We start from the raw sequence: 25,753 nt of genomic DNA, 5'->3' as shown, positions 1-25,753 counted from the left end.
CCATCTCACATATCAACCTCTGCCTTTGAAAAGGGGCACGTTGCACTGCTTCACCCCCCTCCCCCTCAATGCGCTAATACCCCTACTAATTTTTAGCCGTCCAGCAGCTTTTACCAATAAAAAACCCCATCTTTCGATGGGGTTAGCCGGCACTACACAGCGGCTTTACGCCGCTCTTATAAACACTAGCTCATATGGCGAGAGACGTTGCTGCTCTCTATCCATTTACGAATACGTTGGGCATCACCAATGCGTGAGTACTTGCCATAGGAATCCAGCAGGACGATGATCATGGGCTGGCCAGCAATTTCCGCCTGCATCACCAGGCAACGGCCTGCCTCGTTGATAAAGCCGGTCTTGGAAAGGCCAATCACCCAATCACTGTTACGAACCAGCACATTGGTATTTACAAAGTTGATCGGGTTGCGCAAGCCATATACCGGGACTTCCTGAGAGGCAGAAGTGCTGACCTGGCGAATTTCAGGGTATTGATATGCTGCGCGTACCATCTTAACCAAGTCTTCCGCCGTCGAGATGTTCGCACTGTTCAGACCGGTTGGATCAACAAACTGGCTATGCGCCATGCCCAGCATGGACGCCTTTGCATTCATAGCGCGAATAAAGGCAGTCAAGCCACCAGGGTAGTTGCGGCCCAGGGCCGATGCTGCACGATTTTCGGATGACATCAGCGCCAGATGCAGCATTTCGGCGCGCGTCAGCGTGGTTCCCAGACGCAAACGCGAGCTGGTACCTTTCAGGGTATCCACATCGGCCTCGTTGATGGTCAGCAGCTCATCCATCGGCAGATGCGCATCCAGCATTACCATCGCTGTCATCAGTTTGGTAACGGATGCAATGGGCGTCGCCTGGTCCACACTCTTGGCATACAGCACTTCACCCGTCTCCTGATTGACAATCAGCGCCTTGGAAGACGCGAGTTGCAGGTTGGAAGGATGATCTTCCTGGAAAACACCGGGGTGGTATGCGGCTTTCTGGACCTGGTATTTGCGATCAGCACGAATGGTGCGAATGATTTTGCGACTGCTGACGTTGGTTTTGGCTGGCTTGGCCTTGGCTGCGACACGCTTGGTAGACTTTTGTGTCGTAGCGGCTTCAACCACGAGGGGAGGCATGGACAGGGTGAACGCCGTCACCATAATAAGAAAATTTCGTAACATTGCGGCCTGTCCTTCTAAAACGATTAGCTGGATATTATCCAAATAATCACAATTTGTCATCAAGATAGCGAAGATTCTTTACGCGCTGGTTTAGCTGTATGGCAAGTTTTTCCAGCGTTGCAAAAATCCGCACGGCGGACCTGCCAGAGCCGGTCAGCTTATGCGAAAATAAGCCATATCTCATCTAACGGCGCGATCTCATGAAAATTAAGGACAATCTGCATTATTCTGCCGAACATCTCTGGGTCTCCCCTACGGAGCAAGCCGGGATTTTTAATGCAGGCATCACGGATTATGCGCAGGATCTGCTGGGCGATATTGTCTATGTCGAGGCACCCCAGCCCGGGACTGAGCTTAAAGCAGGCCAGGCATGCGGGCTGGTTGAGTCCGTCAAGACTGGCTCAGACCTGCATGCACCGCTGGATGGCGTCGTGACTGCTATCAATGCCGATCTGCAAGGCACTCCTGAACTCATCAATGACAAACCTTATGAAGCCTGGATATTCCAGTTCAAGGCCCATAACGCAGCCGATGTGGAGAAATTACTGGATGCCGCTGGCTACGAGGCACAGCTGGGGCAGTAAGGACTGCGGCGCTTGCTTTCGCCATGTGGACAAGAAAACGGCCCCAAATGGGGCCGTTTCTATTCAGATTTATTGACAGCGAGGCTGATGAGTTTCAGCCTCACCTGCTCTGCCAATTCTTGCGTGAGCTTGTTTTGCAAACCCGGGATCAGTTGATCCAGGCTTTCCGTAAGCACTTTGTTGATCGTGGACCGTATCAGCGGCAGCATGTCGTCCAGCACAGCTTCATACGATGCAGTGGTGCTGGCACCCGGGATGGACAATGCCTGTTGCTGCATACTCTCCGGTTTCATTTGCACGGTGGAACCCACGTAGACATCTGTCAGCATGGGAATATCGGCCGTCTCCACCGGATCCACAGCCGGCACTCCAGCCTGCTGTGTCAACAAGCTGATACGACCAAGCACAGCCGCCAGATCATCCCCTGGGCGATTAACCGGTTCCATCACAATGCCGCTCCATTTTCATCAAAGGTTCTAATTTCATAGCCACGGTCACGATAAAAGCGATACCTGACGCGTGCTTGTGCCTTATCGGCCTCATCCTGGCCCACAATCTCGATCAATCGGCGAAACCGGCTGAAAAACGGCGGGTGCTGATGCTGCAGGTTGATCAGCACATCGTCGTGTATCAGTGGCTCACCCTTAAAGTCCAGCACGATAGGGGTTTCCGGCGCCAGCGGATGCTGGGCCCGGCAATGCGGCACAAAACTCAGGGCCGATCCGCTCCATAACACGCGCTCCAGTTCGGAAAGCACCGCTTCGTCGGGGCCGAACACCATCATGCGGCGCCCTTTGGACACCGCACGCTGGCTAAGCTCGGCCACCTTGTCGAGCTTGTTGCCTACGTTAAAGAAAAATTCAATACGGGTCATGCGGATTACTTGGCAGCGCGTTTCACCAGAAACTCGGTCAGCAATGGCACGGGGCGACCTGTGCCGCCTTTGTCCTTGCCAGACTTCCAGGCCGTACCGGCGATATCCAGGTGCGCCCACTCGTACTTTTTGGTGAAACGCGACAGGAAGCAGGCAGCGGTAATGCTGCCGCCTGCACGGCCACCGATATTCGCCATATCGGCAAAGTTGCTGTCCAGCTGTGGCTGGTAATCTTCCCACAGCGGCATGTGCCAGGCACGGTCATGCGCCGTTTCACCAGCTGCCAGCAGCTCTTGTGCCAGCTTGTCATTGTTGCTGAACAAGCCACTGGCATGGTGACCCAGCGCGATCACGCAAGCACCGGTCAGCGTGGCGATATCGACCACGGCAGCTGGCTCAAAGCGTTCAGCATAGGTCAGCGCATCACACAGAATCAGGCGGCCTTCGGCATCGGTATTCAATACCTCAATGGTCTGGCCAGACATGCTGGTCAATACATCACCGGGCTTGATGGCGGTGCCGTCCGGCATATTTTCGCAGGTCGGGATCACGCCCACGACATTGAGCGGCAAATCCATTTCTGCAATCGCCTTGAACGTACCCAACACACTGGCGGCACCACACATGTCGTACTTCATTTCATCCATTTCAGCGCCAGGCTTGATCGAAATACCGCCGGTATCAAACGTGATGCCCTTGCCGACCAGTACCACTGGTTTCTGGCTCTTCTTGCCCTTTTTGTGCTGCAGCACGATCAATTTAGGTGGCTGCGCACTGCCTTGCGCCACACCGAGGAAAGAACCCATGCCCAGCTTGGCGATCTGGTCGCGATCCAGCACTTCCACCTGCAAGCCATATTGCTTGCCCATGGCTTTGGCTTGATCGGCCAGGTAAGTTGGCGTACATACATTGGGCGGCAGGTTGCCCAGATCCTTGGTCAGGCTCACACCTGCGGCCAATGCCAGGCCTTGCTTGAGACCGCTCTCGGCCAGCTTACCTTCCGATTTTTCGATAAAAGCCACGGCGACCTTGGCAACACGCTTGGCGGATTTTGCCTTTTCTTCCTGCGCGGCCTTGCCCTTCATGACGTCAAACCGATAATCCACGTCTTGCCCGATCTCGGCGATCTGAGCTGCCTTCCATGCTGCATCCTGTTTCTTCACCGGCAGATCAGCAAGGTAAGTACTGGCGGCCTTGACGCTGGTCCCACTCAGCGCCTTGAAAGAAGCACGCACTGCCTGGCGATATTCGCGTTCCTTGAATTCAGTAGCCTTGCCCAGGCCAACCAGCAATACGCGATCACTGGCGATACCCGGCACGCTATGCAACATCAGGGAGGAACCCAGCTTACCGTCGAGATCGCCGCGCGCCAGTACCGTGGTCAGATAACCTTCGGCAGCACGATCCAGCGCCACTGCGGCCTCACTCAGTTTGCGCGTATCAAATACACCCACGACGATGCAATCACTACGTTGCTTTTCCGGATTGCCGGTTTTTATGCTAAATTCCATTCCAAGTTATCCTTTTTATTAAGCTTCTTTTGATTATCCTGCGTTTTCGCTGTAACTCAAAATCCTTGATCACAAGACCATTTAATTAAGCCTATGCTCTTCAAACGATCCCTGCTGCAAGAGCTTGTGGGCACCGCCATTGGCGCTTTCCTGGTGCTGTTTGGCATCGTGATTGCGCAACGCGTTGCCTACTATATTGGCGTGGCCGCCAAAGGCAGCCTGGCAAGCGATGCCATCAATACTTTGTTGGGCTTCAGCATGCTGAAGTTCCTGCCCATGATTCTTTCCCTCACCATATTCCTGGCGGTGTTGCTGACACTGACCCGCTGGCACCGCGATAGTGAAATGGTAGTGTGGTTCAGCTCAGGCATGGGCCTGGCTGGCTGGATACGCCCTGTGCTGACATTCGCCATCCCGGTAGTAGCCGTGATTGCGGTGCTGAGCCTGTTCGTCACGCCATGGGCCACCAATAAAGGTTCGGAATTCCGCGATCAGCTCAAAAGCCGCGACGAGCTCGCTTCCATCAGCCCAGGCGTCTTCAAGGAATCGCGCAACGCCGATCGTGTATTCTTTGTTGAGAGCTTTGACGAGCTGGGGAATGTCGTCAAAAACATTTTCGTACAATCAGTGCAGCATCAGCGCCTGGGCGTAGTCGTCGCTAGCCAGGGGCATCGCACCGTGGCTGACAATGGCGATAACTTTCTGGTGATGGAACATGGCCGCCGCTACGAAGGCAAACCGAATACGGCGGAATTTTCCACCACCGAGTTTGAGCGTTATTCCATCCGCATTGAACCCAACGAAGTGAAAGAAGAGCCGCCCGGCACCGCCGCCCTCGGCAGCGTGGAATTGTTGAAGAACCATAACCCCGCCAACAATGCCGAACTGCAATGGCGTCTCGCCATCCCGATCTCCGCATTCCTGCTGGTCTTGCTGGCCATTCCCCTGAGTTTTGTGGATAACCGCTCCGGCCGCTCCGCCAACATGATGCTGGCATTGCTGATCTACATCATTTACAACAACATGCTCAGCATCGTGCAGGCCTGGCTCACGCAAGGCAAACTGAATCCCGTTGTCGGGCTGTGGCCGGTGCATGTGTTCTTCCTGCTGCTGACTATCTGGATGTTTTATCGCCGTCTGCTGCAACGTCCACTGATACCGGCATTCTGGAAATTAAGCTGGTTCAAGTCATGAAACTGCTTAACCGTTACCTGACGCAGGAAATCGTTTCCAGCATCATGCTGATCATGGTGGCCTTGCTCGCCATGTTCTCGTTTTTTGACCTGATCCAGGAACTGGAAAGCATAGGCAAAGGCACCTATGGCTTGAACAAGGTGCTAGTGTTTGTGCTGCTGAGCGCCCCAGGCCACGTTTATGAGGTGGTGCCCGTCGCCGTGCTGGTAGGCACCATGTATGCGCTGGGCCAGCTATCGCGACACTCTGAACTGATCATCCTGCGTGTCAGTGGCATCTCGATTGCGACCATTGCCCGCTCGCTGCTGAAAGTCGGCCTGATTTTCGCTGTCATCACCTTCTTTGTCGGCGAATTTGTCACACCATATAGTGAAAAAACCGCACAGCGGCTGCGTATTCAGGCAACCGATTCGGTCGTGGCCCAGGATTTTCGCTCTGGTCTGTGGGTGAAAGATGGTCGCAGCTTCGTCAATGTGGAAGAAGTGATGCCAGATTCAGGACTCATGAATATTCACATTTATGAGTTTGATGACTCCTTCCATCTGCGTACGATCAGCGATGCCAAAACCGGTCGCTTTGATGGAGAAAACTGGCATCTGAAGGATGTGCAGCAAACACATTTTCTGGATAAAACGGTCAAATCCGAGTTTTTCCCGCAGGCGCAATGGCAATCGTTGATCCGCCCGGAGCTGCTGAATGTACTGCTGGTGGTGCCGGAAAAAATGTCCGCCTGGAACCTGTATTTCTATATCCACCACTTGAGCGCCAACAAGCAGAAAACCTCGCGGCATGAGATCGCCCTCTGGTCAAAAATGGTGTATCCGCTGGCTTCGCTGGTCATGGTCGTACTGGCACTGCCATTCGGCTTTTTGCAACAGCGCTCGGGAGGCGCCAGTGCCAAGATTTTTGCCGGGATCATGCTGGGGATTGTGTATCAGGTATTGAACCGGGTGTTTGTTCACCTGGGGCTGCTCAACGACTGGTCGCCGCTCATGAGTGCGGTGGTACCGACATTGCTCTTCCTGCTGGCTGGCCTGACCATGCTGTTCATGGCGGAGCGCCGTTAGCGGATCTACTTAGCAGGCCGCTTGGGGGGTTCCAGTTGCAAACGGCACCCGGTCAGGCGGTCATGCAGATACAGGCCTTCCCGATCAAACAAGGCCCATAAAAACCCCACCCCGAAAAACACACTGGCGATGACATAGCGCAAGCAAGCCTGCCGCCAGTCCAATGCCCCACCCTCGCGATTGGTGACGCGAATGCGCCAGGTCTGCATCGCCAGCGTCTGTCCGCCATGCCGCCACGACCACACCAGATAGCCCCCCGCCACCAGCCACAAATACCCCTGCAGAATATAGCGCGCCGGCGGCTCGGTTGCGCTGCCCAGCAGGATGACAAACAGAAAGGTAGCAAAAAACAGGATGGCCACCAGCAGCAAGGCCTCATAAAGCATAGCGGCAAGGCGGCGTGGCCAGCGGGGGGAATCAGGTAGCGTCATGAGCAAAGTGGGCCCGGCCAGATTTGGCGCGAGCTAGTTATCAAGTTCGTTAGCGTCGTAAAGATCGGGCTGATCGCGGCGCAAGCCTTCACGCTGAGCTTCAGGCAGGCTCTGGTATTCGCGCCATTTCTTGCGCAATTCTTCCTGCTTTTCGGGCGGCAAGGACTGGAACTGCTGGTATTTCTTGCGCGCATTCTCGCGCTCAAAGGGCGTCATGCGGCTCCAGTCGTTCAGGCGCTGTTGAACACGCGCCTGTTGCTGTGCATTCATCTTGGGGTAATCACGGGCAATATCCAGCATTTTCTCGCGTTGCCAGGGGCGCAGGGTATCCCACTCCTTGGAAAGCGGATTCAATACCTTGCGTTGATCTTCCGTGAGTTGCGACCACTTCAACATCACGCTCTTGCTATCTTCTGCCCATGCCTGCCCACTCAGCAGGACCAGCAGCAGCAAGCCTAGCGCGCGTTTTGTTGCAGCCATGTATCAAACCCTTTATCCAGATATGCTTCAGGCGGCAACTCAGACCCCAGCAGAAATGCATCGCCCTGCTCCAGCTGATGTTGGCCGATCACATGCTGCGTGACGATAAAACCGAGCACCAGCGCTCCCAGCAGCAATGCCGCCGATGTCATCAGGCGATGATGCACGACATAATTGCCCAGGTTGTGAAATACACCATTGTGGCCCGCCGCCTGCCATTGCGGCTGCATGGCCGACACGGCGCGCTCGCGGGCAGCGGCCAGACGGCGAATGACGTCTTCATCCAGGTCTTCGACACTGGCGTCCAGGGCTTGGACGACGAGTTTGACGGTAGATTCTTGCTGGTTCATGATCCGGCTCCAGGTTTCTTGAGTCCCTGTTGATTAAATCCATAGTGTTGTAGTGTTGCTGCAAGCGCATGCACTGCTCTGGAGCAATGGGTCTTGACGCTTCCCTCTGAGCATCCCATCGCGGCGGCAGTTTCGGCGACATCCATATCCTCCCAGTAACGCATCAGGAAAGCTTCCCGTTGACGTGCCGGCAGTTTTTCTATCGCGCGTTCAATTATAGCAATCGTTTGACTGCGCTCAAGCTGCGCCTCGGGCTCATCCTCGCTGCGCTGCCCGGTTTCCATGGTCTCCAGGGGGTCATGCTCATCGTCGTCATCTGCCGCGTGGCCGCCAAAGGAGGAAAGCAAAGAGGTCCAGAGATTACGCACTTTCTGACGGCGCCAGAAATCGCGCATGGTGTTCTGCAGTATGCGCTGAAACAGCATGGGAAATTCTTCCACTGGCCGCGCGCCATACTTTTCAGAAAGCTTGAGCATGGCATCTTGCACGATGTCGAGTGCAGCGTGCTCGTCACGCACGGCATAAGCCGTTTGCCGATAGGCGCGCCGTTCGACCTCGGCTAGAAAGGTTGAAAGTTCCTGAGCTGTTGCCATTTTCTATGCGGTTGCAGACATAATGTAGTGGGTACAGACGGGCATGGTCTTGAGATATAAAACAGCGCTCGAATGGGCCTGGGCCGCATTCACGGTCGCTCTTGGCCAATGCAGTATAACAGTTGAGTTTCGATCCTTGCCGTCGAATTGTAAAAATCAATTAAGATATTAGTCACTCAATCAGGTAGCAAATTCGCAATGGCAAAACTATTACTGCTCGTCGTGGCTGCATGGCTGGTTTACAGCATACTCAAGCGCTACGCAAAAAACCTGGATACCCGCGATACGCGGCCTTCTGGCGAAGAAAAAATGGTGAAATGCGCGCACTGCGGCGTGCATCTGCCACAGAGTGAAAGTGTGCGCATGGCGCAAACGGATTACTGCAGCCTGGCGCATGCCCAGCTGCACAGTCCCGATCAAACGCGCAATCATGAGCAGTAGCCCGGAAGCGTCGCCCATCATCGAGAAGCGCGCCTTCTGGCGGCCGATGGGATTGTTCAATCTTTACCGGCTGGTCATTGCCCTCATCTTTGTCTTGTCGTTCCAGTTTCTGGATGACCTCCCCTTCTGGGAAAACTTCAATAAGGCCCTGTATTTTCAGATCGCGTTGGGCTATCTCGGCGTCAGCCTGGTGGCGATTGTATTCACCGGCCTGAAGAAACCCGGCTTCTCAACCCAGCTCACCACGCTGGTGGTGATGGATATCGGCTTCATCATCATGCTGATGTTTGCCTCGGGCGGCATACGCAATGGCCTGGGGCTGCTGCTGGTAGTGGCGATTGCCGCCGCCAGCCTGATCAGCCGGGGACGGCTGGCCCTGTTTTATGCCTCGCTCGCCACCATCGCGCTCTTGCTTGAGCAAACCTATCAGTTGCTGCACTGGCAGGAAAGCATCGTCGATTATTCGCATGCCGTCATGCTGAGCCTCAGCTGTTATGCAACGGCCTGGCTGGCGCACAGCCTGGCCAAGCGTGCCCGCGAAAGTGAAAAACTGGCATCGGAACGAGGCGTCGACCTGGCAAGCATGGCGCAGATCAATGCGCTGATCATTGAGGAAATGCACGATGGGGTATTGGTCGTCGACCATACGATGCAATTACGCCACCATAACCAGCAAGCCCTGACCCTGCTGGGATTGGACGCGGAGGCATCTGCACCGACCACTCTGCATGCCTTGCCGGAGGTTGCCGCCTTGATGCAGGACTGGATACATGATCACACCGGGCAGGAGTCGGTGTTCAAACTGCAGAGTGCGCATCATGACCTCCGCCTGCGTTTCATGCCGCTCAACCATGCACGTGACCAGGGCGCTGTCATCTTTATTGAGGACTGGAGCCAGATCCAGACCCAGGCACATCAGATCAAACTGGCCGCCCTGGGCAAACTGACCGCCAACATCGCCCATGAAATCCGCAACCCCCTGAGTTCGATCAGCCACGCCAATCAGCTGCTGCAGGAAGACATTACTGATCCCGGCTCGCAAAAGTTATTGCGCATCGTGGCCGATAATGTGGAAAGGCTGGATCACATTGTCACCGATGTACTGGAGTTGAACCGGCGCGACCGCACGCAGCAGCAGCCGGTGGCGCTGGACAGTTTTGTGCAGGCGTTTCATGAACAGTTCTGTCAGGTTGAGAACATCCCGCCTAGCGGCTTTGTGCTGGATATCCAGCCCGGCGCCCACGTCGTGATGTTTGACCACAGGCACCTCAACCAGATATTGTGGAACATCTGTCGTAATGGATGGCGCCACGGGCGAAAGCAGGAGGGAAGCCTGCACATGGGAATTCGCCGTTCGTCGCGTTCGCGCGCGATACGCATCGCCATTCGGGACGATGGGCCAGGCATTGCGCCTGATGTGATGCCACACTTGTTTGAACCCTTTTACACTACCGAGGCAACCGGAACCGGTCTGGGCCTGTATATCGCCCGCGAATTGTGTCAGGCCAACAATACGCGGCTGGAATGCAGCTCCACTCCGCAAGGCAGCCTCTTTACGATGACTATAAAAAATGGCTAACCCACTCAACTGCCTCGTCGTGGATGATGAACACGACATCCGCGAACTGATCGTCATGACACTGACACGCATGGGCCTCAAAGCCGATAGTGCAGCCAACCTGGACGATGCCAAATTCATGCTGCGGCAAAAATCCTACGCCCTGTGCCTGACCGATATGCGGCTGCCCGACGGCAATGGGCTGGACCTGGTGCGCTATATCAATCAGCACCATGCCGGGTTGCCAGTCGCGGTGATTACCGCTTACGGCAGCGCCGATAATGCGGTCTCCGCCCTCAAGGCAGGCGCCTTTGATTACATTACCAAACCCATTTCGCTGCAACAATTGCGACCCCTGGTGCAATCCGCGCTCAACCTGCCAAATGCTGCCGGCAATGTCAGCGGCCCCAGTCTGGTGGGGGAGTCGACGGCGCTGCAACAGATACGCGCCACCATCACCAAGCTTTCCCGCAATCAGGCGCCCGTCTTCATCAGCGGCGAGGCCGGAACCGGAAAATCGCTGGTTGCGCGTCTGATCCATCAGTCCAGCTCGCGCCAGAGCGGCGCATTCATTACCCTGGACTGCAGCGCCATCCCCGAGCAGCAGCTGGAAAAAGAAATCTTTGGTGACGAAGATGAACCTGGCGCACTGCAGAAAGCCTCCGGTGGCACGCTTTTCTTCAAGGAGATTGCCGCCCTGCCGCTGGCCAGCCAGGTGCGCCTGCTGCGCGCCATTCAGGACAAATCGATTTCCATCCCCGGGCAGCGCAAGGAAGAAACCATCGATGTCCGCATCATCAGTGCTTCCCAGCGTAATCTGACCGCCATGATGGAGCGTGGGCAGTTTCGCCAGGACCTCTATTACCGGCTCAACGTGATCGCGCTGGACCTGCCCGCCCTGCGCGACATTCCCGAAGATATTGCCGCTATCAGCCAATACCTGCTCAAACGCCTGTGCCAGAGCCAGAAAATAGATGTTCCGCTGATCGCACGCGAAACCCAGCAAATGCTGTTACAGCACTATTACCCCGGCAATGTTCGGGAGCTGGAAACCATACTGGAACGTGCACTCACCTTGCATGATGGGCGCAGCCTGCAGCCCACTGACCTGCGCCTGCAAACAGAAAGCAAGCGGGTTGCGCTGGAAATTGAAGCTAATGGCCTGCCCCTGCCAGACTATCTGGAAAGCATAGAAAAGCAGGCGATTCTGAACGCGCTGGAAAGAACTGGCCATAACAAGACGGCTGCCGCCAAGTTGCTCGGCGTCAGCTTTCGCACCCTGCGCTATCGCCTTTCCAAGCTGGGTTTGGGTAAAGACAGCGATGGGGATGATGACGAGGATTAATCTGATCATCGCGCCAGCCTGCATTATTACCGCAGGCTGGCCGATTAAAGTGAGATGCTGAGTCAGGCGTGAACTCAGCCAATGTTGAAACTTAGAGCAACACGATGCCGAGGTAGATCAGATACATCAGGCCATTGACCCACAGATGCCAGATCTTGATGCCACCCCGTGCCACTAGCACGCGCAACCAGACGGCAGCCACCAGCGTAATCACCAGCCCGGATAATACTTCCACCCGAGGTTCCCACGGCGTGAGCATAATGCCGATAGCGGGCAACAAGGTACCCTGAAACACCATGGCGCCGGTGATATTGCCGAAAGCCAGGGTATCCTTGCCTTTGCGCACCCACAGGATGCTGTTCACCTTTTCAGGCAATTCAGTGGCAATCGGGATAATCAGCAGGGACAGCAACAGAGTCGATACCCCGATGATTTGCGCCGCCTCTTCCACCCCATGAATAAACCCTTTCGCCCCAGCCACCAGCAGACCCAGACCCAGGACCAGCTGCAGCACGATCACGACCGTGTTATTGGGCAAGCCGATGCGGCAGAGGAACATGGGCTCTTCAGCTTCGGTCCCATGCCCGCTGCTCACCAGATCCTTGGAAGCGCGTATCGTCAGCAGGATGTAAATGAAATAGATCAGCACCATGCCAAAACCCAGCGCACCACGGATAGCCGCCTGTGTATGCGGAATAAACAGGGCCAGCGCGGCAAACGAAAAGGCCACGATGAAAAAGTCGAGATCGCGCCTCAAGCCGGTTTTTTCCGGATGGAAACGGCCAAAGGCCCCGCGCTTCTTGAGCACGGCAAATGCCATCAGCGAGATGGACAGGGTTGCCAGCATCAAAGGCGCACCGAGAATGGCGCCTACGCCAATTTCTTCGTTGGTTTGCAGGTTTTGCGTGCCTGCCAGCAAGGCCAGCAAAGGCACGGAGGTTTCCGGCAGGGCCGTGCCGACAGCGGCAAACAACGAGCCAGTCACCCCTTCCGAAATCCCCAGCTTTTCCCCCAGATGCTCCAGCGCATTGGTAAACACCTCGGCTGCGATTAGAATCACAATCAGCATGAGGAACAATTCAAAAAACACCATGGTTATGCATCCATTTCTTCAGTATCGGTCAAGGTGCGTGGCCCGTGTGGCACGCGACAAGTTTCAGGATTTTATCGGATAACATGAACGCCAACATGACAGCGCTCGAAATTAACGCAGACGGCGTGCTGAATCAGGGGACATTTATCCCCTCGCCCAACCATGACGCCCGGCCGGATGAGGCGGAGGTGAAGCTGATTGTGATCCACAATATCAGCCTGCCGCCGGGACAATACGGTGGAAACGGCATTATCGAATTATTCACCAATCAGCTGGATCCGACGGCACATCCGTATTACGCCGAGATTTATACGCTCAAGGTTTCCTCGCACTTTCTCATCCGGCGCGATGGTAGCGTGCTGCAGTTTGTTCCGTGTGGCCTTCGCGCCTGGCATGCCGGGGTGTCGCAGTGGCAGGGACGGGAGCGCTGCAATGATTTTTCCGTAGGCATCGAGCTGGAAGGGTGCGATACCGACACCTTTACCGAAGCCCAATACACGCAATTGCAGCAATTGATCGCCGCCCTTAAAAAACGCTACCCGATTGCAGGCATTGCCGGGCATTCGGATATCGCCCCTGGTCGCAAAACCGATCCCGGCCCCGGCTTTGACTGGTCTCGGATCGCCTAGCCTCCTCTTCCCACGATTCCATCTCTCACGCCGGTGTGCGGCCCAGACTCACAGCCAGCACGCCAGCCATGACCAGCGCAGTACCGCCCAGCTGCAACCAGGTGATGTGTTCGCCAAGAAACACCCAGGCCAGAAAAATGGTCGATACCGGGCCGATGGAGCTGATAAGCGACGCGCGGTTGCTGCCCAGCCGCTGAATACCGATATTAAGCAACACTGCCGGCAACACCGTCGCCACCACCGCCATCAGCAAACTCAGCAGATAGACCTCACCAGGCAACTGCGACCAGCTCACTACATGCTGGCTACCGGCGTAATGCATGCCACTGGTGAAGGTCGCCACCAGCATGGTGTAAGCGGTAAAGCGCGAGGCACCAACCTGCGGAATCAACTTGCCGCTCAACACCAGATAAGCGGCATACAACACCGCACTGGCGAACACCAGCGCAGCCCCCATGAGGGTGGCATCCGCAGTTCCATGCACAAACTCGATATCATGCCCCACTACCAAACCGACGCCGGCATAGCCCGTAATCAGGGCAAAAAGCTCACGCCTACCGATCGCCTGCCGGAACAGCAAGGCAGAAAACATCAACACCATGGTGGGGTAAAGAAACAGGATGATGCGCTCCAGGCCAGCGCTGACATAGGCGAGCCCGGCAAAGTCCAGCCACATGGGCCCATAGCCGCCAATGGCGCCTAGCCCCAGCACCGCCATCCATTGGCGCAATGACAGTGTTGCCAGGCTATCCTGCCGGGCAGACCACCACGCCAGGGCTGCAAAGAAGGGAATCGAAAACGCCATGCGCAGGGCAATCAGCGTGGCCGGATCCACCGGATACACATAGGCCAGCTTGACGATAATGGCCTTGGAGGACACTGCCACCGAGGCGAGCAATACCATGGCAATACCCGCCATGGGAGAAGAAAAGCGTGAACTGATAAACGTAGACATCGTGGGCCCAGGTTGTGGGCTCAACGAGAATAGACAGTAGTCAACCGCGGAGAGCCCGCGGTTGCAAAAATTCAGGACAAATAGCAACCGCAGCACTGGGTGGCACGCAGCCACAGCGCTTTGCGGTTAATGACGGAAATGATCGCTATTTGTTTTTTCATGGAGGCGGCACTATACGGCCGTCGCTATCGCCAGGTCAAGGCCGGAGTGCATGGGTAATGCCCCCCGGCCCTGAATTCAGCTTGGTGAATGGCTGATTAATTTACGAGCTTGACGCTGCCCTTCATCATGAAGGCATGGCCGGGGAAAGAGCAGAAGAAGACGTAATCCTGCCCATCCGCGAGCTTGCTGGCAGCAAACTTGACGCTGTCTTTTTCGCCGCCGCCGATGAGTTTGGTATGCGCAATCACGCGGGCATCGCCCGCCTTGACGTAATCATTCGCCGAACCGGCAGCCGCGCCATCGGCAAGCACGCCTTTTTCATCACTGGCTTTGGCGAGCACCCAGTTGTGACCCATCATGGCTTTGGCCATGGTGCCGGTGTGATTGAGATTGACGGTAAACTCCTTGCAGCTTTTGCTGACTTCGATGGCTTTGGTATTGAACTGCATGGCATCGTTGGCTTCGATATCCACACTACAGCCAGCTGCCATGGCATGACTGGAAGCAAAGCCGATAACAAGCGCGAGGGAATGATATAAACGCATGGGTAATGTCCTTTTTACTGAGCTAAAGTAGGGAAATGTTGGCTTACAGCCCTGCTTTCTCTGCGGGACATCGCTGGCTAATGAGAATTATTATCATATAAAGCCATAAAAAATGCCAGCCTGGGTGTGGCTGGCATTTTCTGGAGAAGACTTACGAGGCTATGGCGGCGGCATGGAGGCCAAGCAACACTGACTAGCGTTGCACCAGCTTTTGCACAATCAGGCTGCCCACCATGTCGCCTTCCACATTGACGGCGGTGCGCAATGTATCCAGCAAGCGGTCTATGGGAAGCAAAATCGCGATGGCTTCCGCGGGCAAGCCGACCGACTGCAGCACCATCACCATGGTCACCATGCCTGCACTGGGGATGCCAGGCGCGCCCATGGCGGCGATCATGGCGGTAAAAAATACCACCAGTTGCTGGCCCGTGCCCAGTTCGATGCCCGCCAAATGCGCAATAAACAAGGCAGCAGCCGCTTCATACAAGGCTGTGCCGTCCATATTGATGGTGGCGCCTAATGGCACGACAAACCCGGCGATCTCCGGTTTTACATGCAGCTTGTTTTCCACGCAGCGCAGGGTCACCGGTAAGGTCGCCGAACTCGAACTGGTGGCAAATGCGGTAATCAGCGCCTCGCGCGCGCCACGCCAGAAGCGCAATGGCGTCACCCCCGTCACCAGGTACAGCAACAGCGGAAGAATGATGACACCATGGATAAGCGTCGTCGCCACAATAAGCGTGACAAATTTCCCCATGGTCTGGAGCAAGCTCAGATCCTGATTGGCCACCAGCTGGGCCAGCAAGGCCATGATGCCAAGCGGCGCCAGATGCATGATCCAGCCGACAATGCGCATGACCAGTTCCTGGGCTTCCTGCAGCAGTTTGTGTATGTTCTGGTAGCGCTCGCCACCCACCACCAGTGCGATCCCCATGAACAGGGCGAAAATCACCACAGCCAGCACCTTGCCATTGGCGAGTGCGGCAAACGGATTCATGAACAGCTCATGCAGAAATTGCTTGAAAAACTCCGACATGGTCAGCCGGTGAGCTTCGAAATTCTGCATGGCATCCTGGAACATCGCCAGTTGCATGCCCTCACCCGGCTTGAAGATATTGCTCGCGGCTAACGCAAGTGCGATGGCCAGCGCCATGGACAGGATGAAAAACCCCAAGGTGCTGGTCCACACCCGGTGTACCTGACGATGCGCCTGCAGATTGGCTACCCCGACCACAATCGAGGTGAATACCAGCGGGATCAACACCATCTTGAGCAGGTCAATGAATACACTGCCGATGAGCCCAAGCGCATACAGCGATTGCACACGCAGCTCGCTATCCTGCGCGAGCGGGCTGATGGCCATGCCGATAAGCACGCCGATGGCGGCGCCAGTAAAAATCTGGGTGTTAAGACTAAGCTTCATCGAAACCTCGGAGTCAGGCAGCTAAGGGGTTGATACAAAGACATGCGGCCAAAAGCCGCATGAAATTACTTTACCGTAGCGGCCTGACTCTGCCTAGCGCTGATTCGATGCGCGATGCCACCCGAATCAGCACTTCAGCAAGGTCAGGGGGCGGGGGGTTCCGAGCTCGCCGCTGCTTTTTCGAACACGGCAGCAAAGAAGCCATCGGTCTGGTGCAAGTGCGGTAACAGCTTCAAGTACTCTCCGGTATCGACCGGAATCTGCTGTTGCGCCAGGACTTCATTAGCAGGAATCAGCTTGAAATCAGGGTGCGCAGCCAGGAATGCATCGGCAATGGCTTCGTTTTCATCTGAGAGCAGGCTGCAGGTAGCGTAAATCAGGCGGCCGCCCGCTTTTACCAGCTTGGCAGCACGCGCCAGAATAGACGTTTGCTTGCCGGTGAGTTCCAGAACGTCCTGCGGGGTTTGCCGCCATTTGAGGTCCGGGTTGCGACGCAAGGTACCCAGGCCGCTGCAAGGCGCATCCACCAGCACGCGGTTAAACTTGCCGTTCAGGCGCTTCAATTTGGCATCCTGCTCGCTGCTGATCAGCTGGCTATGCAGGTTGGACAGGCCCGAGCGCTTGAGGCGCTGGCCCAGATTGGTCAGGCGTTTTTCGGATATATCAAATGCATAGAGACGACCGGTATTGCGCATCAGCGCGCCCATGGCAAGCGTCTTGCCACCCGCGCCTGCGCAGAGATCGGCAATCATCTCGCCGCGACGTGGCGCTACCAGATGCGCGAGCAGTTGACTGCCTTCATCCTGCACTTCCACCTTGCCTTCAGTAAACAGAATATGCCGGCTGATGTTCAGGCGCTGCGGCAGACGTATACCGGTCGGTGACAGCGGAGTCGGTAAGATGGTGTCCTGATTCAGCTGGGTATTTTCGCTGATGAATTTGGCCAGCACGTCTTCTCGCGTGGCTTTGATGGTATTCACGCGCAAATCCATCATGGCTTGCTGCTGCATGCTGCGAGCAATAGTGAGTGCCTGCTCATCGCCATATTGGGCGCTGAGTTTTTCCCATAACCAATCCGGCATATCGGCTTGAATGGCCAGACTGAGATTGTCGGTATTTTTAGCCTTGATCTCCTGTGCCCACTCTTTCTGCTGGGTGTTGAGCGTGTCTTCCAGATCGCGCAGGCTCATGCCCTGCACACGCACCAGCCAGGCCACCAGCAGCTTGCGCGGATCATCGCCATCGGCAAGGTAGGATAGCAGTCGCTTGCGACGCAACACACCATACACGGACTCGGCGACAAAGGCTCTTTCTTTGGTACCCAACTCGCGGTTGTTACGGAAAAAAGAGCCCAGCACGGCATCGGCCGGACCGGTGCCCGCGAGGATGTCAGCGAGCGCAGTACCAGCAAAGCGAAGTAATTGGGGATGGATGTTTTTCATTTCATGATATCGGTATTCAGCCTGGTCATAATCTGCTCAAGCACTGTACCGTCCTCGTCTGTTTTACGTATTTTAATAGGCAGGTAACGATAATCGACCGCCAGCCACAACTCGGTCTTTTCGTTACCAGTGGATTTTGCAATATGGAGAGCACGTATCTCGCCCATGCGGGTCTGCACCTGCTCTTCCCCTTCAAAACTATAGCTGTATGTCCGCAGGCGCTTGCCATTGGTAACTGCCACCTGCATCTGGGCCAGCGGATCCTGATACATGTATTGGTACATGAAACTCAGCAAGTCCTGCGTGCCCGCTGGCAGGGCCTGCGTCACCAGTCCTTTGCTGCTTTGCATGGCAATCGTGTGATTATCCCAGTCCAGTTCGGCCCGTTGGGCCTTGGCTTCGTTGTTGCCATACTGATAAAAAAAATGCTGCGGCTGCAAGCCGTGTTCCGTCACCAGGCCTTCACTGCGCTGCACCAGCTTGCCTGATATAAACAGCGATGCCAGGCCCTGCGCTTCGGTTTCGCTGGTCAGGGTGTAGCGATTCTCGTCATGCACCTTGAAAAGCACATGGGTACGGCCCAAGGTGCCAGCCTGGCCACCTCGCTTGACCTCGTACTCCATTTCCACGTAATTCACCGGATCAGGCTTGGAAGGCTCCGGCAGGGCCTCGGTCACTTCTTCCGGTGGTTCGTTTTCCTCGAGTACGGGGGTAGCGGCATCACCAGCCTCCGCAAGTGTTGATGAAGCAGTCTCTGCTGGCGCCTCCACAGCGGGCGCAGCATCCTGCGGGGTCGCCGGCACTGCTGCCGGAGCCGCTTTTTTGGGTTTGGGCTTGATAGCCGGGGGCAATGGTTTGGGCAACGGTGCAGGCATCATCTCAACCTGCATGGTGCTGGGGGCAGAAGGCAAATCTGGTAGCCTTAAATCCAGCCCTCCCAGCAACACCACATGCAACAGCAATGAAATCAGCAGGGCCAGGGCATAGCGGAGGTAATACTTGCGCTGAGGGTCGTCTTGCTTATTCCGCATGCACGCTGGTCAGAATCTGCTCGATTTTGGCACCTTTGTCATCGCGCATTTCCAGACGGACCGGCAGGTGATGACGATCCGTCGCCAACCAGAATTCCTTGCCGTCCTCGCCCTCTGGCGTGGCATCGACCAGGTGCAGCGTCTTGAAATGGCCGCCAGGCAGATCAAGCGGGACATCGCGCTCCGTCACCCGGTAGTGATAGCTGCGCAGCTTTTTGCCCGTTGTCACCGGCATATTCACATCCTCACCCACTGGAGGACGGAACATGAACTGGTAAATGAAACTGGCCAGATCCTGGGCACCTGGCTCAAGCGGCGCGGTAACGGTCTTGCCCTTCACCTGCATATTGAGCTGGTTCTGCGCCCAGTCGAAATCTGTCAGCAAAGATTTTTTATCGTTGTCACCCTGATGCAGCTCAAAATGGCTGGGCTTGAGCCCTTGCTCGGTAACTTCACCCTCACTCAACAAGCGGCGCTTGCCAAACAAGGCGTACACACCTATCCCCTGCGTCACGCTTTCAATGCGGTAGCGACCATTTTCCTGACGAAAGGTCTCAGTCACCGTGGCGAATGGCTGGCCATTGCGGGTGGCTTCATACACCAGCTCCACCTGGCGTGGCGCGGCGTGCACAAGCGACGCGGCCAGCAGGCAACAAGCCGTGAGTATGGAATTGCGTAAGGAAAGATAGCGCATGATGTTCTACTTGAAGTAAACGATGTCCATGTGACGATAGCCGCTGGTTTTCGTTCCGGCGACTACACCACCACCGTAGGCGCTTCGTCAGGCTGCTGCGCGCGAATCTGGCCAATCTGCCATACCTGCTCACCTGCATCTGACAGCAGCTTGATTGCCTCTGGCGCCTGAGCGGCTGACACAATCACCACCATGCCAATGCCACAGTTGAAAGTACGGTACATCTCGTCATCAGCCACGTTGCCTTGCGCCTGCAGCCATTGAAACAAAGGCGGCAGAGTCCAGCTGTCGCGGCGAACTTCAGCGGTCAGGCCGGCAGGCAATACGCGCGGAATATTTTCCGTGATGCCGCCACCGGTAATGTGGGCCATGCCCTTCACCGGCATGGCAGCCAGCAACTTGAGCAGGGATTTGACGTAAATACGGGTAGGCGCCATCACCACATCACGGAAGGGCTTGCCATGGAAATCGCTATCCATATCAATGCCGGATTTCTCGATCAGCTTGCGGATCAGCGAGTACCCGTTGGAATGCGCACCACTGGATGCCAGACCCAGCACAACGTCACCCGCCGCAATGGTAGTACCGTCAATGATGGCTTCCTTGTCGACTGCACCGACGGCAAACCCGGCGAGGTCATATTCACCGGCGGGATACATGCCAGGCATTTCAGCGGTTTCGCCGCCCACCAGCGCACAGCCGGACTGCTCACAGCCCAGCGCGATGCCCTTGATCACCTGGGCAGCCACGCCGACTTCGAGCTTGCCGCAGGCAAAGTAATCCAGGAAAAACAGAGGCTCAGCGCCCTGCACCAGAATATCGTTCACGCTCATCGCGACCAGATCAATACCCACGGTGTCGTGTTTGTTCAGCTGAAATGCCAGCTTGAGCTTGGTGCCTACGCCATCCGTACCGGAAACCAGCACGGGGTTTTTGAATTTTTTCGGGACTTCGAACAGCGAGCCGAATCCGCCAATTCCGCCCAAAACCTCGGGGCGCATGGTACGCTTGGCAAACGGTTTGATCTCCTCGACCAGCGCATCGCCGGCTTCGATATCGACACCGGCGTCGCGATAGCTCATTGAAGTTGGTGCGGCACCGCCGTTGGTTTGATCAGAATTCAAGTTGAGTTCTCGCTTTCCACAAGATAAATTACAGTAATTAAATATAATTTTACCCGAAATGACCGCCAAACGAGAAAACCTGTTGCCTGATTACCGCGTGATTCTGCTCGGCGGCCTGTTCCTGCTGGTGGTATATCTGCTGCTGCCCATCATGGCGCCGTTTCTGATTGCCGCCATTTTCGCCTATATCTGCAATCCGCTGGTCGACAGATTGGCGCAGGTGCGCCTCTGGCAGTTCACCTTGGGGCGGACCGTCGCCTCATTGCTGGTCATGCTGATGCTGATCGCCATTATCTGCATCCTGCTGCTGATCGTGATCCCCATGATGCAGAAAGAATTCATGCTGATCATGGAAAAACTACCAACCTACATCACCGGCTTGCGCACCCGTATTGAGCCCTGGCTGTTGCAGCACTTCGGCGTGGCGATCGATATTGATGCTGCCAAAGTGCAGCAAGTGATCAGCAGTAACTGGAAATCCGCCAGTGATTTCGTTGGCAAGTTCTTGCTGGCACTGAGCGATCACGGGCTGGCACTGTTCGCCTGGCTGGCGAATCTGGTGCTGATCCCGATTGTGCTGTTTTACCTGCTGCGCGACTGGCATGACATTCTCAACCGCTTCGATCAATTGCTGCCACGTCGCTGGTATGCCAAAACCGTGGAGATTGCCCGTGAAGTTGACATGATGCTTGCGGAATTTTTACGCGGGCAATTATCCGTCATGCTGTTGATGAGCGCATTTTACGCCACCGGCCTCTGGCTTTCCGGACTGGAGCTAGCGCTGCCCATCGGCTTGATTGCTGGCTTGCTTGGGTTTGTGCCATACCTGGGCATCGGCACTGGCATGCTGCTCGCCGCGCTGGCATCGGTATTGCAGTTCACCACCTTCGCCCAGTATGTTCCTGTCATCGCGGTATTTGGTATCGGCCAGATGCTGGAGAGCATGTGGCTCACGCCCTGGCTGGTCGGTGACCGTATCGGCCTGCACCCGGTCATGGTGATTTTTGCCTTGCTGGCTGGCGGCCAGCTGTTCGGCTTTACCGGCATTTTGCTGGCGTTGCCTGTCAGCGCCGCGATTGCCGTCGGCCTGCGCCATGCCAAACGCGCTTATCTCAATAGCGATATCTACCTGCATTAATCAGGTTCACATAAAATGCAGGCCCCACTCTTGCCGCTTTGCGGCTAAATGCCATGAAACAGTTACTGCTCGACATTCAACCATCAGCGTTGCCCAGCCTGGACAATTTTGTCCCAGGCCGCAATGCCGAGGCCCTGCATAGCCTGCGCGCCGCGCTGGAAGGGCAAAGTGCGCAACGCTTTATCTACCTGTGGGGTGAAACCGGCAGCGGCAAGAGTCATCTGCTGCATGCCTGCAACCGTGCGGGCGAAGCCCTGGGCGTGCATGTGATCTGCGCCGATGATGTTCACCTGCTCAGCAATGAAGAGCAGATTGCCTTGTTTGACAGCTACAACCACCTGCGCGATAGCGAAGGCGTGCTGGTAGCGGCCGGCATCGCCGCGCCAACCGCCATGCAGCTGCGGGATGACCTGGCCACCCGCCTGGCTTGGGGCCTCAGCTACCAGCTGCATCCGCTCAGCGATGAAGAAAAAGCCCTGGCCTTGCGCCAGCATGCAGCAGCCCGTGGCATGCGATTGCCGGATGAAGTGCTGGATTATTGCCTGCGCCACTTGCGTCGTGATCTGCCCACCCTGGTTTCCACACTGGATGCCCTGGATGAATGGTCGCTCAGCTACAAACGCCCTGTCACACTGCCTTTGTTACGTCAGCTGCTAAGCCTGTCATAGCGGCCTCGGCAGCAAAATCATAAAAATTTAAAGCTATATCCATCTTGCGAGTATTGATTTTCTTGTAGAGACCTGTAATGCTAGTTTCACGGTTTTTGATTTTTTAAGTACGGAAACTGTAGGTCTTTTATAAAAACGAGGAGATATAAAATGCACTCAGCACTATTGATCGTAGACCGGCCGAACCCCAATCATGAAAACAAGAATTGGGTAACCTTCATCACCAGCAGTCAAAACATCATTCAGCTGAACAAGGAGCAGCACAAGTCGGAGTCTACCCAGGCATTTGCCGACAATGTGTTCCTGATCCCGCTGAAGAATGAACTGCACATTTTCACGCTGCTCGCACAACGGGCCCGTGATCTGGGTTTCAACGTCAGAGTCACCTTCTTTGACCAATACCCATCGTTTGTGATCTCTCAAGCCATTTAAAATCCTCAAAAATGCTTGATCTGTAACAACGGCAAAACCAAAAAATTCAGGGCCAGTGTTCTCCCCTACCCGGGAAAGAACACTGGCCCTGGCCTTTTATGGCAACCGAGATTGTCATAAAAGGAAGTACAGCGTGACGCTTACTGGCGTATCAGGTAATCAAATGCGCCCAGCGCAGCCTTGGAGCCTTCACCCATGGCAATGATGATCTGCTTGTAAGGCACGGTCGTCACATCCCCCGCCGCAAACACACCTGCCATTGATGTCTGCCCATGCGCATCCACCTTGATCTCACCAAACTTGCTCAGTTCGACATCACTGCCCTTGAGCCAGTCGGTATTCGGCAAGAGACCGATTTGTACAAAGACACCTTCCAGTTCCAGGTGATGATCCACGCTTGTGGCGCGGTCCTTGTACACCAAACCATTGACCTTTTGGGAATCGCCGGTTACTTCGGTCGTTTGCGCGTTAATGATCACGGTCACATTGGGCAAGCTGAACAACTTGTTCTGCAGCACCGCATCCGCACGCAACTTGGTGTCGTATTCGATCAGGGTGACATGGCCAACAAAACCGGCCAGATCAATCGCTGCCTCTACACCTGAATTGCCACCGCCAATCACGGCGACGCGTTTGCCCTTGAACAAAGGACCATCGCAGTGTGGGCAATACGCCACGCCCTTGCCACGGTATTCCTTCTCGCCAGGCACATTCAGCTCGCGCCACCGGGCACCGGTAGCCGCAATCACTGCCTTGCTCTTCAGCGTTGCGCCACCTGCCAGCTTCACCTCGACCAGTTCGCCGCGCGTAATCGACTCGGCGCGTTGCAGATTGATGATATCGACATCGTAGCTGCGCACATGCTCTTCGAGTGCGGCCACCAGCTTGGGCCCTTCGGTTTCCTTCACCGAGATGAAGTTTTCAATGCCCAGGGTATCCATCACCTGGCCGCCAAACCGCTCGGCCACGATACCGGTACGTATGCCCTTGCGAGCGGCATAGATGGCCGCCGAAGCACCCGCAGGTCCACCGCCTACGATCAGCACATCATAAGGTGCCTTCTGGTCCAGCTTGGCCGCTTCGCGTGCCTCAGCCCCGGTATCGAGCTTGGTCAGCATTTCTTCAACCGTCATGCGGCCCGAGCCAAATGGCTCACCGTTCATATAGGTGGTGGGCACGGCCATGATGTTGCGACCATTCACTTCATCCTGATACAAGGCACCATCAATCACGGTGGTTTGCACTTTGGGGTTGAGAATGGCCATCAATGCCGTTGCCTGCACAACGTCCGGGCAGTTATGGCAGGACAGGCTCATGTACACCTCAAAGCGGAAATCGCCATCCAGCGCCTTGATCTGTTCAATCACATCGGCTTCGACCTTGGGTGGGTGACCGCCGGTCCATAACAAGGCCAGCACCAGCGACGTAAACTCATGGCCCAGCGGAATGGCAGCAAAGCGCACGCCACTGGTCTCACCTTCACGTGCAATCACGAACGAAGGCTTGCGGGCATCACTGCCTGCCAGGTCCAGGCTGACCTTGTCTGACAGCGCGGCAATGTCTTGCAGCAGCTCACGCATTTCAGCGGCTTTTTCACTGCCATCGAGTGAAGCAATCAACCGGATAGGCTGGCGCAGCATGCCCAAATAGGTCTGAAGTTGAGTTTTGAGTGTATCGTCAAGCATGGTGTTCTCCAGTTGTTCGGGGTGAGTTCACCCCCGCCTTGCGCTTTTGGCGCTGGCTTAGTTACGTTTATTCCAGGGATAGCGTCGAGGGCAGGACACGGTTGGCGTTTGGCCTTCCATGCCCTGTGCTCAACGCCCTGCCGCAGCAGGGACGTTTAAAGGCGCTATTCCCGCCTTAGATCTTGCCTACCAGATCCAGAGAAGGCGTCAGGGTCTTTTCGCCTTCTTTCCACTTGGCTGGGCAAACCTGGCCTGGGTTGTTGGCCACGTATTGCGCTGCCTTCAGCTTGCGTACGGTTTCCTTCACATCACGCGCAATGGCGTTGTCGTGGATTTCAGCCGTCTTGATCACGCCTTCTGGGTTGATGATGAAGGTGCCGCGCAGTGCCAGACCTTCTTCTTCAATGTGCACTTCAAAAGCGCGTGTCAGTTGGTGAGTCGGGTCACCTACCAGCGGGAACTGTGCCTTGCCCACGGCTGGCGATGTTTCATGCCATACCTTGTGCGAGAAGTGCGTATCGGTAGTGACGATATACACCTCGGCGCCCGCCTTCTGGAATTCAGCGTAATTGTCAGCAGCATCTTCAATTTCTGTTGGGCAATTGAAGGTGAAAGCGGCTGGCATGAAAATCAGCACGGACCATTTGCCCTTCAGAGCTGCATCGGTCACTTCAATAAACTTGCCGTTATGAAATGCCTGGGCTTTGAATGGCTTAACTTCAGTGTTGATCAAGGTGCTCATGTAAATCTCCTTTTGGGTTGGTTTGGAAACGAAGCTCAGTATAGAGAAAGTCCTATAATAATAAAAATTGATTGTTTAAATACTTTTGATATATTTTGCATATCGATGTGGTAATAATGCCGCACTTGCAGCGGCATGTTGATTAAACCCTGTCTGCCGCGATTTGTTCCATCATTTCCGAAAGATACCGATGCAAAAAAACCTGTCACCGGATAAAAATGCTGTTTATTTTGTAGCAGGGGCCAAAGTTTGAGGTATTCTTTCGTTGAAACTGCTGTGCCTGATACAGCTCCTTGCCGAGCAATGTAACGCCACGTTAATACGCAGCCGTCATCCCGCTTTTTCAACTTGCTTTATGAGAATCAAATGAAGTCAACATCACCA

The 25,753-nt window shown here is 55.4% G+C and carries 29 protein-coding genes; 10 read left to right on the top strand and 19 right to left on the bottom strand.

The features are described from left to right. Nucleotides 1-185: 185 nt before the first annotated feature. Nucleotides 186-1,178, bottom strand: a complete 993-nt coding sequence (pbpG, locus tag MPQ_RS01260; protein ID WP_013441071.1) for a D-alanyl-D-alanine endopeptidase — start codon at nt 1,176-1,178, stop codon at nt 186-188. 200 nt (nt 1,179-1,378) lie between these two features. Here pbpG and gcvH point away from each other — a divergent pair, with 200 nt between their 5' ends. After that, complete coding sequence (gcvH, locus tag MPQ_RS01255) at nt 1,379-1,762, top strand: glycine cleavage system protein GcvH (RefSeq protein WP_013441069.1); 384 nt, start codon at nt 1,379-1,381, stop codon at nt 1,760-1,762. A 59-nt stretch (nt 1,763-1,821) separates the two neighbouring features. Here gcvH and MPQ_RS01250 read toward each other — a convergent pair whose 3' ends face one another. The 3 genes from MPQ_RS01250 to MPQ_RS01240 are packed head-to-tail and all read right to left on the bottom strand — an operon-like array spanning nt 1,822 to nt 4,147. Next, nucleotides 1,822-2,208, bottom strand: coding sequence for a hypothetical protein (locus MPQ_RS01250; protein ID WP_013441068.1), 387 nt, complete (start codon nt 2,206-2,208; stop codon nt 1,822-1,824). After that, nucleotides 2,208-2,636, bottom strand: a complete 429-nt coding sequence (locus MPQ_RS01245) for a DNA polymerase III subunit chi (protein WP_013441067.1) — start codon at nt 2,634-2,636, stop codon at nt 2,208-2,210. The genes MPQ_RS01250 and MPQ_RS01245 overlap by 1 nt, the downstream gene beginning before the upstream one ends. Before the next feature lie 5 nt (nt 2,637-2,641). Further along, entirely contained in the window at nt 2,642-4,147 is a 1,506-nt protein-coding gene (locus tag MPQ_RS01240; RefSeq protein ID WP_013441066.1) for a leucyl aminopeptidase, read from the bottom strand. 93 nt (nt 4,148-4,240) lie between these two features. Between MPQ_RS01240 and lptF the strand changes: the two genes are divergently transcribed. Continuing rightward, nucleotides 4,241-5,341 carry an LPS export ABC transporter permease LptF gene (lptF, locus tag MPQ_RS01235; RefSeq protein WP_015829230.1) on the top strand — a complete coding sequence of 367 codons (1,101 nt, stop codon included), beginning with the start codon at nt 4,241-4,243 and terminating at the stop codon, nt 5,339-5,341. Next, entirely contained in the window at nt 5,338-6,408 is a 1,071-nt protein-coding gene (gene lptG / locus MPQ_RS01230) for an LPS export ABC transporter permease LptG (RefSeq protein WP_013441064.1), read from the top strand. Before lptF ends, lptG begins: the two co-directional genes overlap by 4 nt. A 5-nt stretch (nt 6,409-6,413) precedes the next feature. On the opposite strand, the gene MPQ_RS01225 is transcribed toward lptG, so the two are convergent. Genes MPQ_RS01225 through MPQ_RS01210 form a run of 4 tightly spaced genes read right to left on the bottom strand, consistent with a single transcriptional unit; the run spans nt 6,414 to nt 8,262 of the window. Beyond that, the gene (locus MPQ_RS01225; RefSeq protein ID WP_049821859.1) at nt 6,414-6,839 is read right to left on the bottom strand and encodes an RDD family protein; all 426 of its coding nucleotides are present in this window, start codon (nt 6,837-6,839) and stop codon (nt 6,414-6,416) included. Nucleotides 6,840-6,872: 33 nt separating this feature from the next. Next, nucleotides 6,873-7,319, bottom strand: coding sequence for a DUF3106 domain-containing protein (locus tag MPQ_RS01220; RefSeq protein ID WP_013441062.1), 447 nt, complete (start codon nt 7,317-7,319; stop codon nt 6,873-6,875). After that, entirely contained in the window at nt 7,295-7,669 is a 375-nt protein-coding gene (locus MPQ_RS01215) for a DUF3619 family protein (RefSeq protein ID WP_013441061.1), read from the bottom strand. Before MPQ_RS01215 ends, MPQ_RS01220 begins: the two co-directional genes overlap by 25 nt. Beyond that, entirely contained in the window at nt 7,666-8,262 is a 597-nt protein-coding gene (locus tag MPQ_RS01210) for an RNA polymerase sigma factor (protein ID WP_013441060.1), read from the bottom strand. The genes MPQ_RS01215 and MPQ_RS01210 overlap by 4 nt, the downstream gene beginning before the upstream one ends. A 198-nt stretch (nt 8,263-8,460) precedes the next feature. On the opposite strand from MPQ_RS01210, the gene MPQ_RS01205 reads away from it, so the two are divergent. From MPQ_RS01205 to MPQ_RS01195, 3 genes are read left to right on the top strand one after another with little or no spacing between them, the layout of a single operon-like run. After that, nucleotides 8,461-8,703: a PP0621 family protein gene (locus MPQ_RS01205; protein ID WP_013441059.1), complete on the top strand. Its 243-nt coding sequence runs from the start codon at nt 8,461-8,463 to the stop codon at nt 8,701-8,703. Beyond that, the gene (locus MPQ_RS01200) at nt 8,693-10,282 is read left to right on the top strand and encodes a nitrogen regulation protein NR(II) (protein ID WP_049821858.1); all 1,590 of its coding nucleotides are present in this window, start codon (nt 8,693-8,695) and stop codon (nt 10,280-10,282) included. Before MPQ_RS01205 ends, MPQ_RS01200 begins: the two co-directional genes overlap by 11 nt. Next, a complete protein-coding gene (locus MPQ_RS01195; RefSeq protein WP_041361924.1) occupies nt 10,275-11,606 on the top strand; it encodes a sigma-54 dependent transcriptional regulator in 1,332 nt (443 codons plus the stop codon). Before MPQ_RS01200 ends, MPQ_RS01195 begins: the two co-directional genes overlap by 8 nt. A gap of 91 nt (nt 11,607-11,697) precedes the next feature. Here MPQ_RS01195 and MPQ_RS01190 read toward each other — a convergent pair whose 3' ends face one another. Then, nucleotides 11,698-12,699, bottom strand: coding sequence for a sodium:calcium antiporter (locus tag MPQ_RS01190; RefSeq protein ID WP_013441056.1), 1,002 nt, complete (start codon nt 12,697-12,699; stop codon nt 11,698-11,700). Between the two features lie 95 nt (nt 12,700-12,794). Here MPQ_RS01190 and ampD point away from each other — a divergent pair, with 95 nt between their 5' ends. Next, a complete protein-coding gene (gene ampD, locus MPQ_RS01185) occupies nt 12,795-13,328 on the top strand; it encodes a 1,6-anhydro-N-acetylmuramyl-L-alanine amidase AmpD (protein WP_369750492.1) in 534 nt (177 codons plus the stop codon). Nucleotides 13,329-13,353: 25 nt separating this feature from the next. On the opposite strand, the gene MPQ_RS01180 is transcribed toward ampD, so the two are convergent. From MPQ_RS01180 to purM, 7 genes are all read right to left on the bottom strand, one after another. Next, a complete protein-coding gene (locus MPQ_RS01180; RefSeq protein WP_013441054.1) occupies nt 13,354-14,283 on the bottom strand; it encodes a DMT family transporter in 930 nt (309 codons plus the stop codon). A 257-nt stretch (nt 14,284-14,540) separates the two neighbouring features. Beyond that, nucleotides 14,541-14,990, bottom strand: coding sequence for an azurin (gene azu / locus MPQ_RS01175; protein ID WP_013441052.1), 450 nt, complete (start codon nt 14,988-14,990; stop codon nt 14,541-14,543). Between the two features lie 193 nt (nt 14,991-15,183). Continuing rightward, nucleotides 15,184-16,413 carry a dicarboxylate/amino acid:cation symporter gene (locus tag MPQ_RS01170; RefSeq protein WP_013441051.1) on the bottom strand — a complete coding sequence of 410 codons (1,230 nt, stop codon included), beginning with the start codon at nt 16,411-16,413 and terminating at the stop codon, nt 15,184-15,186. 143 nt (nt 16,414-16,556) lie between these two features. Continuing rightward, nucleotides 16,557-17,855, bottom strand: coding sequence for an RsmB/NOP family class I SAM-dependent RNA methyltransferase (locus MPQ_RS01165; RefSeq protein WP_013441050.1), 1,299 nt, complete (start codon nt 17,853-17,855; stop codon nt 16,557-16,559). Further along, nucleotides 17,852-18,886 (bottom strand): DUF3108 domain-containing protein, encoded by a 1,035-nt coding sequence (locus MPQ_RS01160; protein WP_013441049.1) that lies wholly within the window; start codon nt 18,884-18,886, stop codon nt 17,852-17,854. The genes MPQ_RS01165 and MPQ_RS01160 overlap by 4 nt, the downstream gene beginning before the upstream one ends. Continuing rightward, nucleotides 18,876-19,580: a DUF3108 domain-containing protein gene (locus MPQ_RS01155; protein WP_013441048.1), complete on the bottom strand. Its 705-nt coding sequence runs from the start codon at nt 19,578-19,580 to the stop codon at nt 18,876-18,878. Before MPQ_RS01155 ends, MPQ_RS01160 begins: the two co-directional genes overlap by 11 nt. A gap of 62 nt (nt 19,581-19,642) precedes the next feature. Then, a complete protein-coding gene (purM, locus tag MPQ_RS01150; protein ID WP_013441047.1) occupies nt 19,643-20,662 on the bottom strand; it encodes a phosphoribosylformylglycinamidine cyclo-ligase in 1,020 nt (339 codons plus the stop codon). A 100-nt stretch (nt 20,663-20,762) separates the two neighbouring features. Between purM and MPQ_RS01145 the strand changes: the two genes are divergently transcribed. From MPQ_RS01145 to MPQ_RS01135, 3 genes are all read left to right on the top strand, one after another. Further along, nucleotides 20,763-21,842, top strand: a complete 1,080-nt coding sequence (locus tag MPQ_RS01145; protein ID WP_013441046.1) for an AI-2E family transporter — start codon at nt 20,763-20,765, stop codon at nt 21,840-21,842. A 53-nt stretch (nt 21,843-21,895) separates the two neighbouring features. After that, the gene (locus tag MPQ_RS01140; protein ID WP_013441045.1) at nt 21,896-22,510 is read left to right on the top strand and encodes a DnaA ATPase domain-containing protein; all 615 of its coding nucleotides are present in this window, start codon (nt 21,896-21,898) and stop codon (nt 22,508-22,510) included. A 150-nt stretch (nt 22,511-22,660) separates the two neighbouring features. Continuing rightward, a complete protein-coding gene (locus tag MPQ_RS01135) occupies nt 22,661-22,942 on the top strand; it encodes a hypothetical protein (protein ID WP_013441044.1) in 282 nt (93 codons plus the stop codon). A 140-nt stretch (nt 22,943-23,082) separates the two neighbouring features. On the opposite strand, the gene ahpF is transcribed toward MPQ_RS01135, so the two are convergent. From ahpF to MPQ_RS13810, 3 genes are all read right to left on the bottom strand, one after another. Continuing rightward, the gene (ahpF, locus tag MPQ_RS01130; protein ID WP_013441043.1) at nt 23,083-24,627 is read right to left on the bottom strand and encodes an alkyl hydroperoxide reductase subunit F; all 1,545 of its coding nucleotides are present in this window, start codon (nt 24,625-24,627) and stop codon (nt 23,083-23,085) included. Nucleotides 24,628-24,802: 175 nt separating this feature from the next. Continuing rightward, on the bottom strand, nt 24,803-25,369 hold the full coding sequence (gene ahpC / locus MPQ_RS01125; protein WP_013441042.1) for an alkyl hydroperoxide reductase subunit C: 567 nt from the start codon (nt 25,367-25,369) through the stop codon (nt 24,803-24,805). 35 nt (nt 25,370-25,404) lie between these two features. Further along, nucleotides 25,405-25,716 (bottom strand): hypothetical protein, encoded by a 312-nt coding sequence (locus MPQ_RS13810; protein ID WP_148225248.1) that lies wholly within the window; start codon nt 25,714-25,716, stop codon nt 25,405-25,407. Between the last annotated feature and the right edge of the window lie 37 nt (nt 25,717-25,753).

The sequence above is a fragment of the Methylovorus sp. MP688 genome, assembly GCF_000183115.1.
In the GTDB taxonomy this organism is placed as follows: domain Bacteria; phylum Pseudomonadota; class Gammaproteobacteria; order Burkholderiales; family Methylophilaceae; genus Methylovorus; species Methylovorus glucosotrophus.
Note: the sequence above shows the minus strand (reverse complement) of the source record. Positions and strands in the feature narration are given on the sequence as shown.

Coding starts and splice junctions, on each gene's coding strand:
- pbpG (WP_013441071.1), bottom strand. CDS start 1,178: ATGTTACGAAATTTTCTTATTATGGTGACGGCGTTCACCCTGTCCATG.
- gcvH (WP_013441069.1), top strand. CDS start 1,379: ATGAAAATTAAGGACAATCTGCATTATTCTGCCGAACATCTCTGGGTC.
- MPQ_RS01250 (WP_013441068.1), bottom strand. CDS start 2,208: ATGGAACCGGTTAATCGCCCAGGGGATGATCTGGCGGCTGTGCTTGGT.
- MPQ_RS01245 (WP_013441067.1), bottom strand. CDS start 2,636: ATGACCCGTATTGAATTTTTCTTTAACGTAGGCAACAAGCTCGACAAG.
- MPQ_RS01240 (WP_013441066.1), bottom strand. CDS start 4,147: ATGGAATTTAGCATAAAAACCGGCAATCCGGAAAAGCAACGTAGTGAT.
- lptF (WP_015829230.1), top strand. CDS start 4,241: ATGCTCTTCAAACGATCCCTGCTGCAAGAGCTTGTGGGCACCGCCATT.
- lptG (WP_013441064.1), top strand. CDS start 5,338: ATGAAACTGCTTAACCGTTACCTGACGCAGGAAATCGTTTCCAGCATC.
- MPQ_RS01225 (WP_049821859.1), bottom strand. CDS start 6,839: ATGACGCTACCTGATTCCCCCCGCTGGCCACGCCGCCTTGCCGCTATG.
- MPQ_RS01220 (WP_013441062.1), bottom strand. CDS start 7,319: ATGGCTGCAACAAAACGCGCGCTAGGCTTGCTGCTGCTGGTCCTGCTG.
- MPQ_RS01215 (WP_013441061.1), bottom strand. CDS start 7,669: ATGAACCAGCAAGAATCTACCGTCAAACTCGTCGTCCAAGCCCTGGAC.
- MPQ_RS01210 (WP_013441060.1), bottom strand. CDS start 8,262: ATGGCAACAGCTCAGGAACTTTCAACCTTTCTAGCCGAGGTCGAACGG.
- MPQ_RS01205 (WP_013441059.1), top strand. CDS start 8,461: ATGGCAAAACTATTACTGCTCGTCGTGGCTGCATGGCTGGTTTACAGC.
- MPQ_RS01200 (WP_049821858.1), top strand. CDS start 8,693: ATGAGCAGTAGCCCGGAAGCGTCGCCCATCATCGAGAAGCGCGCCTTC.
- MPQ_RS01195 (WP_041361924.1), top strand. CDS start 10,275: ATGGCTAACCCACTCAACTGCCTCGTCGTGGATGATGAACACGACATC.
- MPQ_RS01190 (WP_013441056.1), bottom strand. CDS start 12,699: ATGGTGTTTTTTGAATTGTTCCTCATGCTGATTGTGATTCTAATCGCA.
- ampD (WP_369750492.1), top strand. CDS start 12,795: ATGACAGCGCTCGAAATTAACGCAGACGGCGTGCTGAATCAGGGGACA.
- MPQ_RS01180 (WP_013441054.1), bottom strand. CDS start 14,283: ATGTCTACGTTTATCAGTTCACGCTTTTCTTCTCCCATGGCGGGTATT.
- azu (WP_013441052.1), bottom strand. CDS start 14,990: ATGCGTTTATATCATTCCCTCGCGCTTGTTATCGGCTTTGCTTCCAGT.
- MPQ_RS01170 (WP_013441051.1), bottom strand. CDS start 16,413: ATGAAGCTTAGTCTTAACACCCAGATTTTTACTGGCGCCGCCATCGGC.
- MPQ_RS01165 (WP_013441050.1), bottom strand. CDS start 17,855: ATGAAAAACATCCATCCCCAATTACTTCGCTTTGCTGGTACTGCGCTC.
- MPQ_RS01160 (WP_013441049.1), bottom strand. CDS start 18,886: ATGCGGAATAAGCAAGACGACCCTCAGCGCAAGTATTACCTCCGCTAT.
- MPQ_RS01155 (WP_013441048.1), bottom strand. CDS start 19,580: ATGCGCTATCTTTCCTTACGCAATTCCATACTCACGGCTTGTTGCCTG.
- purM (WP_013441047.1), bottom strand. CDS start 20,662: ATGAGCTATCGCGACGCCGGTGTCGATATCGAAGCCGGCGATGCGCTG.
- MPQ_RS01145 (WP_013441046.1), top strand. CDS start 20,763: ATGACCGCCAAACGAGAAAACCTGTTGCCTGATTACCGCGTGATTCTG.
- MPQ_RS01140 (WP_013441045.1), top strand. CDS start 21,896: ATGAAACAGTTACTGCTCGACATTCAACCATCAGCGTTGCCCAGCCTG.
- MPQ_RS01135 (WP_013441044.1), top strand. CDS start 22,661: ATGCACTCAGCACTATTGATCGTAGACCGGCCGAACCCCAATCATGAA.
- ahpF (WP_013441043.1), bottom strand. CDS start 24,627: ATGCTTGACGATACACTCAAAACTCAACTTCAGACCTATTTGGGCATG.
- ahpC (WP_013441042.1), bottom strand. CDS start 25,369: ATGAGCACCTTGATCAACACTGAAGTTAAGCCATTCAAAGCCCAGGCA.